The sequence below is a fragment of the Hydrogenophaga sp. UC242_50 genome, assembly GCF_042697355.1.
Taxonomy (GTDB): Bacteria; Pseudomonadota; Gammaproteobacteria; order Burkholderiales; family Burkholderiaceae_C; genus Hydrogenophaga.
Window position 1 is genome coordinate 1,370,692 of the sequence record NZ_CP170553.1, and the last position, 14,711, is coordinate 1,385,402.

Here is a 14,711-nt window from a genome sequence, read left to right on the forward strand (position 1 = left end):
TCATGCAACTCATCGTTTCGGCCGGCGTGATCCTGGCCATCGTTCTGTGGGGCGTCATCGCCCCCGATTCCCTGGACGTGCTGTTCCAGGGTGCGCTGGCGGTCATCACGCGCGACTTCGGCTGGCTCTACCTGTGGGTGGTGCTGGGCCTGGTGGTGTTCGCGCTGGTGCTGGCGTTCAGCCGCTATGGCGATCTCAAGCTCGGTGGCGAGGACGATGAGCCCGAGTTCTCCATCGGCAGCTGGTTCGCCATGCTGTTCGCGGCCGGCATGGGCATTGGCCTGGTGTTCTGGGGCGTGGCCGAGCCGATCTCGCACTACGGCACACCGCCGCCCGGCATCGCGGCGCGCACGCCGGAAGCCGCCAACGCGGCCATGCGCTACAGCTTCTTCCACTGGGGCCTGCACCCCTGGGCGGTCTACAGCATCGTCGCGCTGTCGATCGCCTTCTTCCAGTTCCGCAAGGGCGGCACCGCGCTGGTGAGCACGGCGGTGCAGGCGCTGCCCTGGGCGCCGCTGCAGCGGCTCGGGCCGGTGGTCAACGTGCTCGCGGTGATCGCCACCGCCTTCGGCGTGGCGGCTTCGCTCGGCATGGGCGCGCTGCAGATCAACAGCGGCCTGCACGCGCTGCTGGGCCTGCCGGTGGGCGAAGCCCAGCAGGTCGGCATCATCGTGGTGACCACCGTGTTGTTCCTGGCCTCGGCCGTCAGCGGCGTCACCAAGGGCATCAAGTGGCTCTCCAACATCAACCTGGTGCTTGCCGCCCTGCTGGCACTGGTGGTGTTCGTGGTCGGCCCCACGGTGGTCATCATCGACGCCTTCACTTCCACGCTGGGCAGCTACGTCAGCGAGCTGGTGCGCATGAGCCTGCGCATGACACCGTTTCGCGACAGCACCTGGGTGGGCGGCTGGACCATCTTCTACTGGGCCTGGTGGGTGAGCTGGTCGCCCTTCGTGGGCCTGTTCATCGCGCGCGTCTCGCGCGGCCGCACGATCCGCGAGTTCGTCCTGGGCACCATGCTCGCGCCCAGCCTGGCGGCCTTCGTCTGGTTCTCGGTGTTCGGCGGCACCGCGCTGCATCTCGAGATCATGCAGGGCGTGCCCGTGGCCGACGCGGTGCGCGCCGACGTCTCCACCGCGCTGTTCGCGATGTTCAAGGCGCTGCCCATGACCGCGCTGATGTCCGGCGCTGCGCACCGTGCTCGTGCTGCTGTTCTTCGTCACCTCGGGCGACTCGGCCACGCTGGTGCTGGGCATGATGAGCACCGGTGGAGAGGAGAACCCCGGCGCGCGCGTGAAGATCGCCTGGGGCCTGCTGATCTCGGGCATTGCCATCAGCCTGCTGCTGGCCGGCGGCCTCAAGGCCGTGCAGACCGCCACCATCGTGTTCGCCCTGCCTTTCACCGTGGTGATCGTGCTGATGGCCATCGCCCTGTGGCGCGGCGTGCGCGACGACTGGGACGAAGAGCAGCGGCGCGAGCGCGCGCTGCGCCGGCGCATGCGCGACCTGGTGGAGCCGCCGCGCGCGCCTTGAGACAATCGGGCGCATGACCCTCGAACTTCTGCTGGCGTTCGGGAAGAGCTTTCTCTTCGTGTTCGCCGCCATCCTGCCGATCCTGAACCCGGCGGCCACCGCGCCCATCTTCCTCGGCCTCACCGAAGGGGCCTCGCCGTCCACGCGCGCGCTGCTGGCGCGGCGCATCGCGCGCAACATGTTCGCGCTCATGATCGGCTCCATGCTGGTGGGCTCCTACGTGCTCGACTTCTTCGGCATCTCCCTGCCCATCGTGCGCGTGGGCGGCGGGCTCATCGTGGCGGCCTCGGCCTGGCGCCTGCTCAACGCCGGCCACGCCACCCAGGACAGCCGAGCCGAACTGGCCGAGGCGTTCACGCCCGAGCAGGCGCGCCGGCAGGCGTTCTACCCGCTCACCTTTCCCATCAGCTGCGGCCCGGGCTCCATCGCGGCGGCCATCACCGTGGGCGTGGCCCTGCACGACCAGCGCTTCGCGCTCTCGCTGGCCCGCATGGGCGGCGGTGTGCTGGCGCTGTTCGTCATCGGCGTGCTGCTCTACCTGGCGTTCCGTTATGCCGACCGCCTGCTCAAACCCCTGGGCGAAGCCGGCACGGTGATCTTCCTGCGGCTGTCGGCCTTCATCCTGCTCTGCCTCGGTGTGCAGATCGTGTGGGACGGTGTCAGCGAATTGCTGCGGGGCTTGCTGGTGGCGGCGTGAGCGCCGGCGGGGCGGGGAATCTCGTCACCTGACCACTGGGCAGCTTCGCCATGGCGGCGGTGAACAGCGGGTGCGACAACCACCCGGCCAGCCAGGCTTTCAGCGCGGACAGGGGCAAGCGGTCCTCGAACCAGGCCGGGTCCACCGCCGCGAACTGGCGCACGAAGGGAAAGATGGCGAGGTCCGTGGCGCAGGGGCGGTCGCCGCCCAGCTGGGCGCTCTGTTGCAGGCGGGCGTCCAGGGGTTGAAGCAGCGCGTCCACCGCCTGCGCGCGGTGCCGCGCCGGGTCGGCACCGTCGAAACGTTCGGGGTACTTGGTGCGGTCCAGGTGGTGCTTGAAGGCGCCGTCGCACAAGGACAGCAGCTCCAGATGGGCCGGGCTCTGCGCGCGCGCCCACCAGCCCGCCGGGTCGTGCGCCGAGAACGCCCAGCGCATGATGTCCAGGCTTTGCTCCAGCACCTCGCCGCCGGGCAGCACGAGCACGGGCACCGTGCCCTTGGGCGAGAGGGCCAGCATCTCGGCGGGTTTGTCGCGCAGCACGATCTCGTGCGCGTCGAACTCGATGCCCGCCACCAGCAGCGCCATGCGCGAGCGCATCGCGTACGGGCAGCGGCGGTAGCTGTACAGCAGCGGGGCCACCCCGGCCCCTCAGGCCCGCAGCACGTCGCGGATCGACGGGTCCTTGTCGAACTGCGCTTTCGCGAACGGGCACAGCGCGATCACCTTGGTGTTGTTCGAGCGCACCCAGGCCACCAGCGCGTCGAGCAGCTGGCGGCCCACGCCCTGGCCCTTGAGGCTTTCGTCCACCTCGGTGTGGTCGATGACGATCAGCGTGGGGTTGGTGCGGCTGTAGGTCATCTCGGCGATGCGTTGCGCGCCCTGTTCGACGTAGAAGGCGCCTTTGGAATCCTGTTCCTGGTGCTGGATGGTGTGTTGTGCCATGGGATGGGGGAGGGTGGTTGAGAAAAAGGAAACGGGCTCAGGCCAGCACATCGCGGATCGACGGGTCGCGGCTGAACTGGGCCTTCACGTACGAACAGACGGGCACGACCTTGTTGCCCGTCTCGCGGGCCCAGGCCACCATCGCGTCCTGCAGGTGCTGCGCCACGCCCTGGCCGCGCAGGCTGGGGTCTACATAGGTGTGGTCCACGACCACCAGCGCAGGGTTGGTGCGGCTGTAGGTCATCTCGCCGACGCGCTGGCCACTGCGCAGGACGTGGAAGGCGCCGCGCGAGCCGCTTTCTTCGTGTTCGATGGCATGTTCCATGGCGGTTCTCCGGTGAAGGTTGCAGGCGTCAGGCTACCACCCGTGCCAATCACCTGTCTGTCGGCGGACACTGACAGGCGCACCGCCGTCTCGGAGTGGGTCGAAAAAAAGCCTGCCAACCCGTGAGGGCTGGCAGGCTTGAAGCCTTGGAGTGGGGGCGCGCTCAGAAATCGTGGCGGATGCCCACGGCGTACAGGCGGTAGTCGCGGGTGGTCACGCCCGCGGCGTTCTCGGTTTCGCCGTCCAGGTAGCCGCCGTACACGCGCGTGCGCTTGGACAGGGCGTAGGTCGCGGCCAGGGCGAAGGCCGCGCCCTTGCCGCTGGTGGCGCCGGCGGCGTTCTTGGCCTTGCTGCGCGAGTAGCCGGCGGTCAGCTCCAGGTTGCCCAGCGGCACGCTCACGCCCAGCGCCATCTCGTTGTCCTTGCGGTTGTCGCCGGCCTTGACGTTCTGGTACTGCGCGGAGAGGCGCGCCGGACCGAAGTTGTAGGTGGCGCCGACGGTGGTGTGCTGGCGGTCGTTGACCAACAGCGGCTGGTCTTCGTCCTGGTGGGCGACGCCCAGGTCGAGGTTGCCGGCGCGGTAGCGCGCGCCGATGGCAGTCACCTTGGGTGTGCCGGCCACGTCCTCATCGAGCGCGTAGGTCAGGCCGGCGCTGAAGCCGCCGAAGCTGGGCGAGTCGTAGCGGATCTGGTTGTTCGGGCGGGCGACGTAGGCGGCCAGGCCGGCGCGGTAGGCCTCGACGGCGGAGTTGAACTGCGAGTCGGCCGAGATGTTGTAGGTGTTGCCCAGGTCGAAGATGTCCTTGTAGATGCTGTCGGCCTTGCCCATGCGGACCGAGCCGAAGCCGCCGCTCAGGCCGACCCAGGACTGGCGCGAGAAACCGGCCGCGCCGGTGCCGTCGTCGGCGTTGAATGCCGTCTCGAGCTGGAAGAGGGCCTTGAGTCCGCCGCCCAGGTCTTCGCTGCCGCGCATGCCCCAGCGGCTGTTGGTGAGGTTGCCGCTGTAGAGCTGCGTGGTGCTCACGCCGTTGAGCTTCGTCGCCCCCAGCGAGGCATCGATGCGGCCATAGAGGGTGACGTTCGTTTGCGCCATGGCGCTGCCGGTACAGGCCAGGACGGCCAGAGCCATCAAGCTCTTTTTCATGAGGGATATCTCCTTGTGGTTCGGTCGGAGCCCGTCAGGGCCCCCGCCTTCCACACCGTGCGGAAGGCGGGCGGATTGTAGGCAGAAGAACAAAATTTTCTATCTAAGTAAAAATACCCGGTGTATTTAAAATCATCAGGGTAAACCCCTAAAAAAATGCCCAAAAATGGCGTTGATTCAAGGGATGTGGCGCCTTTACACTGGCGATCGACAAATGATAGATAGCTAAGTATTTTCTTAAATCTGACCAAACCCCTCGATAGGAGATGAGCGATGGAAACGGCTGAAGGCAACCAGTTCTTGACCCAGGTGGGCAAAGGCACACCCATGGGCGAGCTGATGCGGCGGTACTGGCACCCGATTTGCGCGGTGGCCGACATGGACGGCAAGTGGACGAGGCCGGTGCGGCTGCTGGGCGAACGCCTGGTGCTGTTCCGCAACCGCCAGGGCGAACTGGGCCTGATCGCGGAGCGCTGCCCCCACCGGCGCGCGTCGTTCCTGCACGGCATCCCCACGGCCGAGGGCATCCGTTGCCCGTACCACGGCTGGCAGTTCGACGTGGCTGGCAAGTGCATCGAGCAGCCGAACGAGGTCGACAACTGCGCGTTCCGCGACAAGGCTGCGCATCGATGCCTATCCGGTGCAGGAGCTGGGTGGCCTCGTGTTCGCCTACCTGGGCCCCCAGCCCGCGCCGCTGCTGCCGCGTTTCGACGGTTTCGTCGCCGGCGGCACGATCCGCATGCTGGGTCGCGCGGAGTTGCCGGTGAACTGGCTTCAGGTGATGGAGAACTCGCTCGATCCGATCCACACCGAGTGGCTGCACGGGCACCACTACGAGTTCCTCAAGGAGCAGGAAGGCATCAAGGTCGCGATCAGCGCCCACCATGTGAAGATCGATTTCCGCGAGTTCGAGTTCGGCATCACGAAGCACCGCCTGCTGGAGGGACATTCGGAGGATGGCGACGACTGGCGCATTGGCCATCCGGTCGTGTTCCCGAACATGCTGGCCGTGGGCAATGGCGACGAGAAGTCGCGCTACTTCTCGTTCCAGATCCGGGTGCCGATGGACGATGAGAACACCTTGCACCTCTGGTACAACGCCTACGTGCCGCCCGAGGGTGTCTCGGTGCCGCAGCGCCTGCTGGACAAGGTGCACACCTACGACGTGCCTTTCAAGGACGACAAAGGCGAGTTCATCGTGGACAACGTGGACGGCCAGGACATGATGGCCTGGATCACCCAGGGCGCGATCGCCGACCGCACCCTGGAGAACCTGGGCGCGTCGGACAAGGGCATCGCCACCTACCGCCGCGTGCTGCGGCGCGAGATCAAGAAGATGCAGCAGGGCCAGGACCCGATCGGCATCGTTCGCGATGCCGCGCGCAACGCCTGCATCGACCTGCCGAACGAGAAGAAGAAGCACCACAACAGCGACGGTTTCGCCAGCTTCATGCTGCGCACCCACGCCAAGTACTCGCCCATCGCACAGGACCTGGTCAACGTGTTCGAGAACCCCAGGCTTCGGGAAGCGACCGAAGCCGCACTGGAAGCGCAGCATGGCTAACCCGGCGCAGACCCGAGGCGGCCTGAGCGCGGAAGACGCCCGGCAGGTGCTCATCGACTCGGGGCTCATCCTCGAGGCCGCGGGCCAGGGCGACCTCACGCGCGGCCACGTGTCGGTGCGCGTGCCCGGCGACCCGACCCACTTCTACATGAAGCCGCACAGCTTCGGCTTCGACGAGATCACCCACGAAAACATCGTCATCTGCAACCTGGATGGCGAGAAGATCGGGGGCGGCGGGCGAAAGCACAGCGAGGTGTACATCCACTCCGAAATCTACAAGGCGCGGCCCGATGTCATGAGCGTGATCCACACGCACCCCACGCACGCCGTGGCCTTTTCGGCCACGGGGCGGACCATGCGGCCGATCAGCCAGCCCAGCGTGGCGTTCCTCGATGGCCTGCCGGTGTACACCGACACCATCGAGCTGATCCGCACGCACGCAATGGGGGCCGGCGCCGCCAAAGCCCTGGGTCCCCACAAGGCCGTGCTGATGAGGAATCATGGTGTGGCGGTGGTGGGCGCCAGCGTCGAGGAGTCGACCATCCTGGCGATCCTGCTGGAGAACGCCTGCGAGATCCAGCTGCTGGCCGACGCGGCCGGTGCCGCCGGGGCCGAGTTCGACCGGGCGTGCATCGAGCGCCTGCACGACACCATCACCAAGACGGAGCAATACACGATCAACTTTGAATACCTGCGACGGCGCGCTATCCGCCAGAAGAGCTGAGAGGCGAGCCATCCAGCCGTTGCGAGCCGCGCCGGGAACACCGCCTGGACCCCATGATGAAGGAGACACAGCAATGAAGAAGATTCTGAAGAAAGTGGTGGCGAGCGCCCTCGTGGTGCTCGGTGCCCAGGGTGCCCTGGCCCAGGGCAGCGTGAGTGAACTGGCCCTGTACCAGGGCCCCGACCGGCAGGCGCGCCTGGTGGAGGCGGCCAAGAAGGAGAACGGGATCACGGTGTACCACTCGTATCCCGCGCTCACCAACGTGATGGCGGCCTTCACCAAGAAGTACGGCATCAAGACCCGCGCCTGGCGCGCAGGCTCGGAGGCCATTCTCCAGCGCGTGATCACGGAGTCGCGCGGCAACCGCTTCGAGGTGGACATCGTCCAGAACAACGCGCCCGAGAACGAGGCGGCCCACCGCGAGAAGCTGCTGCAGGCCGTGCGCTCCCCCTTCACGGCGGAGCTGATCCCTCAGGCCACACCGGCGCACGGCGAGTGGGTCGGCGTCACCCTGGACGTCTGGACCGCGGCCTACAACACCAGCCGCATCACGGAAGCCGAGCTGCCCAAGAGCTACGAGGACCTGCAGGACCCGAAATGGAAAGGGCGCCTGGGCATCGAGGCGAACAACCACGGCTGGTTCGGCACCCTGCTGCTGGAGATGGGCGAGGAGCGCGGGCGCGAGATCTTCAAGAAGATCGCTGCGCACCAACGGCATCTCCGCCCGCAAGGGGCATTCCCTGTTGACCACCATGGTCGCCTCCGGCGAGGTGCCGCTGGCCCTGACGGTCTACAACTGGAACCCCGAGCAGCTCAAGGCCAAGGGCGCGCCCATCAAGGGTTTCACGCTCAAGCCCGTGATCGCCCAGCCCAGCACCGTGGCCCTGCTGAAGAAGGCGCCGAACCCGGCCTCGGCCATCCTGTTCTACGACTTCATCGTCAGCGAGGAGGGGCAGCGCATCTTGCAGGAGTTCAGCTATGTGACCACGCACAAGAAGCTGCCCCACCCCCTGCGCGACGACGCCCTGCGCTACATCGATCCGGCCAAGGCCATCGACATGCAGAACGCCTGGCTGACCACCTTTGACGAGATGATCGTCAAGAAAGCCAAGTGATCACCGACATGAGCACTTCGCTGAACGCCGCCGGTGCCCGCCCGGCCAGGGTGCCGCCCTGGCGCAGGCTGGGCGGGGCGCTGAACATGCAGTGGCTGGTGATCGGGGCCTGCCTGCTGGCGGTGGCGTACCTGGCCCTGATGCCGCTGGGCTTCCTGATCTGGCAGAGCTTCTTCACGCCCGACACCGCGGGCGAGGCCTCGCGCTTCACGCTGGAGAACTACGCCCGGGCCTACGGCTCGACCGACACCCTGCACCTCATGGGCAACTCGCTGGTGTTCGCCAGCGGCACGGCGGTGTTCGCCTTTGGCGTGGGCGGCATGCTGGCCTGGATGAACGAGCGCACCAACACGCCTTTCAAGAAGCTGTTCTTCGCGCTCTCGATCATCCCGTTGATCATTCCCGGCATCATGTTCACGATCTCCTGGATCCTGCTGGGCAGCCCGAAGATCGGCCTGATCAACCTGCTGCTGCAGAGCTGGTTCGCCACCGACCACGTGTTCGTCAACGTGTACTCGATCTGGGGAATGATCTGGGTCGAGGGCCTGCACTACTCGCCCATGGCCTTCCTGATGATGACGGCGGCGTTCCGCTCGATGGACCCCTCGCTGGAGGAGTCGGCCCTGATGAGCGGCGCCAGCATCGGCCAGATCTTCTGGCGCGTGACGCTCAAGCTGACCTGGCCGGCGATCTTCGCCTCGATGCTGATCCTGTTCGTGCGCGCCATCGAGGCTTTCGAGGTGCCCGCGCTGCTGGGCATTCCGGTGGGCACGCCGGTGCTGACCTCCGCCATCTACCAGGCGGTGCACCAGTATCCGAGCCAGGTGGGCCTGGCGTCCTCGTACGGCACCACGCTGCTGCTCATCACCACGGCGGGCATCTACCTGCAGTCCCGGCTCACCGGCAAGGGCAGCAAGTACGCCACCGTCACGGGCAAGGGGTTCCGCCCGCGCGTGGTCGACCTGGGCGCCTGGCGCTATGTCACGGCCGCGGTGTTCATCCTGTACTTCGCGCTGATCGTGCTGCTGCCCTTCCTGGTGCTGCTGTGGTCGTCGCTGCAGAGCTACTACGCCGTGCCCTCCATGGAAGCGGCGCGCAACATGAGCCTGGACGCCTATCGTTTCCTCTGGGACCACCCGACCATCGCCAACTCGGTGTGGAACAGCCTGCTGCTGGCCTTCGGCAGCGCCACCATCGTGATGCTGATGACCTCGGTGGTGTGCTGGATCGTGATCAAGACCAAACTGCCCGGCCGCTGGCTGCTGGACAACGTGGCCTCCCTGCCGCTGGTCTTCCCGGGCCTGGTGCTGGGCCTGGCGGTGATGGTCTTCTACCTGAATTTCAACATCGGCGTCTACGGCACGCTGTGGATCATGCTGATCGTCTACGTGACGCGGTTCATGCCCTACGGCATGCGCTACAACAGCACGTCGATGCTGCAGATCCACAAGGAGCTGGAGGAATCGGCCCAGATGAGCGGAGCGGGCTGGGGCACGATGTTCTACCGCATCCTCCTGCCCCTGCTCAAGCCGGGCCTGCTGGCCGGCTGGATCTACGTCTTCATCGTTTCGATCCGCGAGCTCTCGGCCTCCATCCTGCTGTACAGCCCGGGCAACGAGGTCATCGCCATCGTGATCTGGGAGCTGTGGGAGAACGGGCAGTTCGTGGAGCTGTCCGCGCTGGGCGTGGTGTTCATCCTGGCCCTGCTGATGCTGGTGATCCTGGCCCAGTACGTGGGACGCCGCTTCGGGGTGAAGGAAATCTGATGAACAAGCAACTGGAGACAAGCACATGCTGCGCGTAAGCAACCTCAACACGCAATACAAGGACAGCCACGGGCGCATCGTCAAGGCGGCGCAGGACATCTCCATCGAGGTGCCCCGGGGCAAACTGTTCACCCTGCTCGGGCCCAGCGGCTGCGGCAAGACCACGACCATGCGCTCGGTGGCCGGCCTGGAGAAACCCGTGTCGGGCAAGATCACGGTGAATGGCCAGCCGGTCTACTGCTCGAGCACCGGCGTCTTCATCGCGCCCAACAAGCGCAACTTCGGCATGGTGTTCCAGTCCTACGCGATCTGGCCGCACATGAACGTGTTCCAGAACGCGGCGTTCCCGCTCGAGGTGGGCTCTAAGAAATTCAGCCGCCGCGAGATCGAGGACAAGGTCATGCGCGTGCTGACGGTGGTGGGCCTGGAGAACTTCGCGGACCGCGAGGCGACCATGCTCTCCGGCGGCCAGCAGCAGCGCCTGGCGCTGGCGCGCGCGCTGGCCATGGAGCCCGAGTTGTTGCTGCTCGACGAGCCGCTGTCCAACCTGGACGCCAAGCTGCGCGAGCGCATGCGCTTCGAACTCAAGCGCCTGCAGCGCGAACTCGGCCTGACCACCATCTACGTCACCCACGACCAGAGCGAGGCGCTGGCGCTGTCGCACGAGATCGCGGTGATGAGCGAAGGCCGCATCCGCCAGATCGGCTCGCCGCGCGACATCTACGAGCGCCCGGCCAACCGCTTCGTGGCCGACTTCGTGGGCCTGACCAACTTCATCGAAGGGGACGTGCGGGCCTGGGTGGGCGAGAACCTGTGCGACGTCAAGACCGGCATCGGCGTGCTGCGGGTCACCGCCTACGAAAAGCTGCCCGTGGGCGCGCGGGTGCTGCTCTCGGTGCGGCCCGAGGACGTGGAGCTCAGCGAACTGGCGCCGGTGGGCGAGAACGTGCTGGCCGCGACGGTCGACGCCAAGGTGTTCCTGGGCGAGTTCATCGACTTTCAGGTCAAACTCGGCGACCGTTCCCTGATGGCGCGCGCGCACCCCTCGCTCAAGACCATGGTGGGTGAGCCCCTGTATGTCAGGATCAACCCCGAAAAATGCATCTGCATCAGCCCGGACTGACGCTTCCATCCACCCCGACCCCGCCTCAAGCCAACCGATCGCCATGTCTCAAGCAGAAAACAACAGGGAAAAAGAAGCCATTGCCGCCGACTGGCGCGGGGTGCTCAACGACGAGCGCCTGGCCCACCTGGTCAAGACCGCGTTCCGCTGCACCTCCAGCAGCCTCTCGCGCCGGCTGAAGCAGCACGATGTGCTCTACGGCCACTGGACCCTGCTGCGCATCCTGTGGCGCGGCGACGGCCTGACGCAGCGCCAGCTCAGCGAGCAGGCCGGCGTGACCGAGCCCTCGACCATCACGGCCCTCAAGGGCATGGAGGCGCAGGGCTATGTCTTCCGCCAGAAGGTGCCGGGCAACAAGAAGAACAACCGCGTCTTCCTCACGCCCAAGGGCGTGGCATTGCGCTCGGCCATCGTCATCTGCGCGGAGGAGGTCAACGCCATCGCCTCGCAGGGCGTGCCGGCCGAGGACCTGGCCACGACGCGGCGCACCCTGCTGGCCATCATCGACAACCTGAGTCGGGACGCCGCCCGGCAGGTGGACGGTGACGACGACCTGGGCCTCGACGGAGAACCGTGATGTCCCTTCCCCTTCGCATCGGCATGCTCGGAATGGGCAATGCCGGGTTGGCCTTCGTCCCTGCGATCGCCCGACACCCCGAATTCGAGCTGGCGGCCTTCGTCGAACCGCACGAAAACGCCCGTCTGGCGGCACAGGCGAAGTACGGTGTGCCGGGCCACGCGACGCTGGCGCAGCTGCTGGCCGAAGGCCCGCGCCTGGACGCGGTCTGCATCGCCTCGCCGACCGAATACCACACGGCCCAGGCGCTGCAGGCCATGGAGGCGGGCCTGCACGTGCTGGTCGAGAAGCCCATGGCCATCGCGCTGGACGACGCGCGGTCCATGGTGCGGGCGGCGCGCGAGCGCGGCGTGGTCCTGCTGGTGGGTCATTCCCACAGCTACGACCTGCCCATCCGCAAGATGCGCGAAGTGATCGCCTCGGGCCGCCTGGGAGGCGTGCGCATGGCCCACAACTGGTGCTTCACCGACTGGATCTACCGCCCGCGCCGCCCTGACGAGCTGGATGCCCGGCAAGGGGGTGGCGTGACGCTGCGCCAGGGTTCGCACCAGTTCGACATCCTGCGGCTGCTGTGCGGCGGCGAGGTTCGCCGCGTGCGCGCCCGCGCCTTCGACCTGGACCGCGGGCGGCGCGCCATCGGCGCGCACTGCGTCTACCTCGATTTCGAGAACGGCGCGGTGGCCGACCGCCGTGTACAACGGCTACGGTGGTTTCCAGACCACCGAGATCCTCGGCGGGCTGTCGGAATGGGGCTTCCCCGCCCCCGAGCAGGGCTGGAGCGTGCAGCGCCGCGGCGCCGGCGGCGCGCGCGACGCCGCCGCCGAACTCCAGGCCAAGCAGGCGCGCGCCGGCCAGGTGATTCCGGATCAGGCGCCCTTCCACCCCTTCTTCGGCATCACGTTGGTCAGCTGCGAGGGCGGCGACATCCGGCAGTCGCCACAAGGGCTTCAGGTGTACGACCGCGACGGCGTGGAGGAACTCCGCTTCCCCACCGACCGCAGCCCGCGCGAGCTCGTGCTCGACGAATGGGGCGATGCGATCCGCGGCCGCGCGGCCGCCGTGCACGACGGCCTGTGGGGCATGGCCAACCTGGAAGTGTGTCTGGCGGCCCTCGAGTCCTCCGAGCAGAACGCCGACGTGGCCCTGAACGAACAGAGAGCGGTTCCCGTATGAGCAATGAAGACCTGGCCGTCGCCACGGCCCCGACCCCGTCCACCGTGGACAACGGCTGGATGAGCCTGCAGGTGGTGGGCAAACAGTGCATCGCGAGCGATGTGCACGAGTTCGAACTGGCGCGGGCCGGTGGCGGTGCCTTGCCACCCGCCGAACCCGGCGCCCACATCACGCTGCTCACCCCCAACGGCCTCACGCGGCGCTACTCCGTCTGCAACCGCCCGGGCGAGACGGCGCTCTACCGCATCGCGGTCAAGCGCGAGGCGCAGGGCCTGGGGGGCTCGCGCAGCCTGGTGGACCAGGTGCAGCGGGGGGACCCGGTCTCGGTGTCGCCGCCCGCCAACTACTTCCCGCTGGGCATGGAGGCGCCCTCGTACTGGCTGATCGCCGGCGGCATCGGCATCACGCCCATCCTGTCCATGGCGCGCGCCCTGCGGCAGCGCGGCAGGGCCTTCAAGGTGCTGTACCTCACGCAGATGCCCGAGTCGGCGGCCTACCGCGACGAACTGCTGGCCCCCGATCTGGCGCCGCACGCCACCGTGCACCACAACCACGCCGACCCGGCGCAGCGCTTCGACCTCGCGGCCGCGATGCAGGCCTGCGCGGCCGACGCCCACATCTATTGCTGCGGCCCCCGGCGCCTGATGGACGCGGTGAAGGAACTGGCGCGCGGCCGCCCGAGTGGCACGGTGCATTTCGAGGACTTCGGCACCAGCGAGGTCTCCGATGCGCACACCGACATCCCGTTCAAGGTCCGGCTCTGCAAGACCGGCCAGATGTTCGACGTGCCCTGCGGCAAGACCATCCTGGATGTGCTGCGCGAAGCCAGGGTGCTGGTGCCCAGCTCGTGCGAGAGCGGCACCTGCGGCTCGTGCCGCACCCGGCTCGTGGCCGGTGTGGCCGATCACCGCGACTACGTGCTCGACGAAGACCAGCACGACAGCGAAATCATGATCTGCGTCTCCCGCGCCAAGAGCTCCGTGATCGAAATCGACCTTTGAGAAACCCCACCATGTCCCAACTGCAAATCTCCGTCGCCATGGGCGACTACGACCGCAACCGCGCCCTGTTCGACGGCCGCGTCCAGATCGATGGCTGCGACCCGGTCTACATGCTGCTCAGCCCGGAGGAAATGTTCTTCCGCGCCATGCGCAACCGCGACTTCGACGTCACCGAGCTGTCCTTCTCCAGCTACCTCGTCAAGCACTCGGCCGGTGACAGCCCCTACGTGGCCATCCCGGTCTTTCTCTCGCGCGCGTTCCGGCACACCTCGATCTACGTGCGCAAGGACCGCATCCGGCGCCCCGAGGACTTGAAGGGCTGCCGCATCGGCATCCCCGAGTACCAGCTCACCGCCATCGTCTGGGCCCGCTCGATCCTGCAGGATGATTTCGGCATCCGGCCGGAGGACGTGAAGTGGGTGCGCGGCGGCATCGACACGCCGGGGCGTCCCGAGAAGATCAAGCTGAACCTGCCGCCCGGCGTCGACGTGACGAGCGCGCCGGAAGGCCGCACCATCTCCGACCTGCTCGACCAGGGCGAGATCGATGCCTTCATCGCGCCGCGCCCGCCGAGCGGTCCCGCCCTGAGCAACCCGCAGGTGGGCTGGCTGTTCGACGACCCCACGGCGGCCGCGAAGGACTACTACGCCCGCAAGGGCATCTTCCCCATCATGCACGTGGTCGGTGTGCGCAAGGAGCTGGTGCAGCGGCACCCCTGGTTGCCCGCCGCGCTGTTCAAGGCCTTCAGCGAATCCAAGGCGCGCGCGCTGGAGCTGCTGGCCGACACCTCGGCCACCAAGGTCACGCTGCCGTTCGTGGAGGAGCAGCTCAAGGCCGCGCGCGAACTGCTGGGCAACGATTTCTGGTCCTACGGCGTGGCGCCCAACACCCGGACCCTCGAGGCCTTCCTGCACCACCACCATGCGCAAGGCCTGTCGGCCCGCAAGGTCGAGCTCGCCGAGCTGTTCCACCCGTCGACCTATGAGAGCTACAGCATCTGAGGCCGGCCGCGCCGCCGCCTGCCAT

At 67.2% G+C, this 14,711-nt stretch carries 14 protein-coding genes and 4 pseudogenes; 14 read left to right on the plus strand and 4 right to left on the minus strand.

What is annotated here, in order from left to right:
• Positions 1 to 2: 2 nt before the first annotated feature.
• Together ACFJGX_RS07020 and ACFJGX_RS07025 are read left to right on the plus strand one after the other, a co-directional pair.
• Positions 3 to 1,533: pseudogene (locus tag ACFJGX_RS07020) on the plus strand (BCCT family transporter).
• A 13-nt stretch (positions 1,534 to 1,546) separates the two neighbouring features.
• Positions 1,547 to 2,230: a MarC family protein gene (locus ACFJGX_RS07025; RefSeq protein ID WP_382322190.1), complete on the plus strand. Its 684-nt coding sequence runs from the start codon at positions 1,547 to 1,549 to the stop codon at positions 2,228 to 2,230.
• Here the strand turns inward: ACFJGX_RS07025 and ACFJGX_RS07030 are convergent.
• The 4 genes from ACFJGX_RS07030 to ACFJGX_RS07045 all read right to left on the minus strand — a co-directional run bounded on the left by ACFJGX_RS07030 (position 2,193) and on the right by ACFJGX_RS07045 (position 4,642).
• The gene (locus ACFJGX_RS07030) at positions 2,193 to 2,828 is read right to left on the minus strand and encodes a glutathione S-transferase (protein WP_382328628.1); all 636 of its coding nucleotides are present in this window, start codon (positions 2,826 to 2,828) and stop codon (positions 2,193 to 2,195) included. The two genes, ACFJGX_RS07025 and ACFJGX_RS07030, sit on opposite strands and share 38 nt — an antisense overlap.
• 51 nt (positions 2,829 to 2,879) lie before the next feature.
• Positions 2,880 to 3,173, minus strand: coding sequence for a GNAT family N-acetyltransferase (locus ACFJGX_RS07035; RefSeq protein WP_382328099.1), 294 nt, complete (start codon positions 3,171 to 3,173; stop codon positions 2,880 to 2,882).
• Positions 3,174 to 3,210: 37 nt separating this feature from the next.
• Positions 3,211 to 3,498: a GNAT family N-acetyltransferase gene (locus ACFJGX_RS07040; RefSeq protein ID WP_382322187.1), complete on the minus strand. Its 288-nt coding sequence runs from the start codon at positions 3,496 to 3,498 to the stop codon at positions 3,211 to 3,213.
• Between the two features lie 163 nt (positions 3,499 to 3,661).
• Entirely contained in the window at positions 3,662 to 4,642 is a 981-nt protein-coding gene (locus ACFJGX_RS07045) for a porin (protein ID WP_382153453.1), read from the minus strand.
• A 378-nt stretch (positions 4,643 to 5,020) separates the two neighbouring features.
• Here ACFJGX_RS07045 and ACFJGX_RS07050 point away from each other — a divergent pair.
• The 12 genes and pseudogenes from ACFJGX_RS07050 to ACFJGX_RS07105 all read left to right on the plus strand — a co-directional run.
• Positions 5,021 to 5,176 (plus strand): annotated as a pseudogene (locus ACFJGX_RS07050) (Rieske 2Fe-2S domain-containing protein); the annotation flags it as partial.
• 127 nt (positions 5,177 to 5,303) lie between these two features.
• Complete coding sequence (locus ACFJGX_RS07055) at positions 5,304 to 6,206, plus strand: RHO alpha subunit C-terminal catalytic domain-containing protein (protein WP_382328101.1); 903 nt, start codon at positions 5,304 to 5,306, stop codon at positions 6,204 to 6,206.
• A complete protein-coding gene (locus ACFJGX_RS07060; protein WP_382328103.1) occupies positions 6,199 to 6,930 on the plus strand; it encodes a class II aldolase/adducin family protein in 732 nt (243 codons plus the stop codon). Before ACFJGX_RS07055 ends, ACFJGX_RS07060 begins: the two co-directional genes overlap by 8 nt.
• Positions 6,931 to 7,195: 265 nt before the next feature.
• Positions 7,196 to 7,579 (plus strand): annotated as a pseudogene (locus tag ACFJGX_RS07065) (ABC transporter substrate-binding protein); the annotation flags it as partial.
• Positions 7,580 to 7,682: 103 nt separating this feature from the next.
• The gene (locus tag ACFJGX_RS07070) at positions 7,683 to 8,045 is read left to right on the plus strand and encodes a substrate-binding domain-containing protein (RefSeq protein ID WP_382322182.1); all 363 of its coding nucleotides are present in this window, start codon (positions 7,683 to 7,685) and stop codon (positions 8,043 to 8,045) included.
• A gap of 8 nt (positions 8,046 to 8,053) precedes the next feature.
• Positions 8,054 to 9,811, plus strand: a complete 1,758-nt coding sequence (locus ACFJGX_RS07075) for an ABC transporter permease (RefSeq protein WP_382322181.1) — start codon at positions 8,054 to 8,056, stop codon at positions 9,809 to 9,811.
• Positions 9,812 to 9,836: 25 nt separating this feature from the next.
• On the plus strand, positions 9,837 to 10,934 hold the full coding sequence (locus ACFJGX_RS07080; protein ID WP_382322180.1) for an ABC transporter ATP-binding protein: 1,098 nt from the start codon (positions 9,837 to 9,839) through the stop codon (positions 10,932 to 10,934).
• Positions 10,935 to 10,977: 43 nt separating this feature from the next.
• Positions 10,978 to 11,511, plus strand: coding sequence for a MarR family winged helix-turn-helix transcriptional regulator (locus tag ACFJGX_RS07085; RefSeq protein WP_382153469.1), 534 nt, complete (start codon positions 10,978 to 10,980; stop codon positions 11,509 to 11,511).
• 32 nt (positions 11,512 to 11,543) lie between these two features.
• Positions 11,544 to 12,164: pseudogene (locus tag ACFJGX_RS07090) on the plus strand (Gfo/Idh/MocA family protein); the annotation flags it as partial.
• Positions 12,165 to 12,201: 37 nt separating this feature from the next.
• Positions 12,202 to 12,684, plus strand: a complete 483-nt coding sequence (locus ACFJGX_RS07095) for a hypothetical protein (protein WP_382328860.1) — start codon at positions 12,202 to 12,204, stop codon at positions 12,682 to 12,684.
• The gene (locus ACFJGX_RS07100; protein WP_382322178.1) at positions 12,681 to 13,685 is read left to right on the plus strand and encodes a PDR/VanB family oxidoreductase; all 1,005 of its coding nucleotides are present in this window, start codon (positions 12,681 to 12,683) and stop codon (positions 13,683 to 13,685) included. The genes ACFJGX_RS07095 and ACFJGX_RS07100 overlap by 4 nt, the downstream gene beginning before the upstream one ends.
• Positions 13,686 to 13,696: 11 nt before the next feature.
• Complete coding sequence (locus tag ACFJGX_RS07105; RefSeq protein ID WP_382322177.1) at positions 13,697 to 14,686, plus strand: ABC transporter substrate-binding protein; 990 nt, start codon at positions 13,697 to 13,699, stop codon at positions 14,684 to 14,686.
• The last annotated feature ends 25 nt before the right edge of the window (positions 14,687 to 14,711 follow it).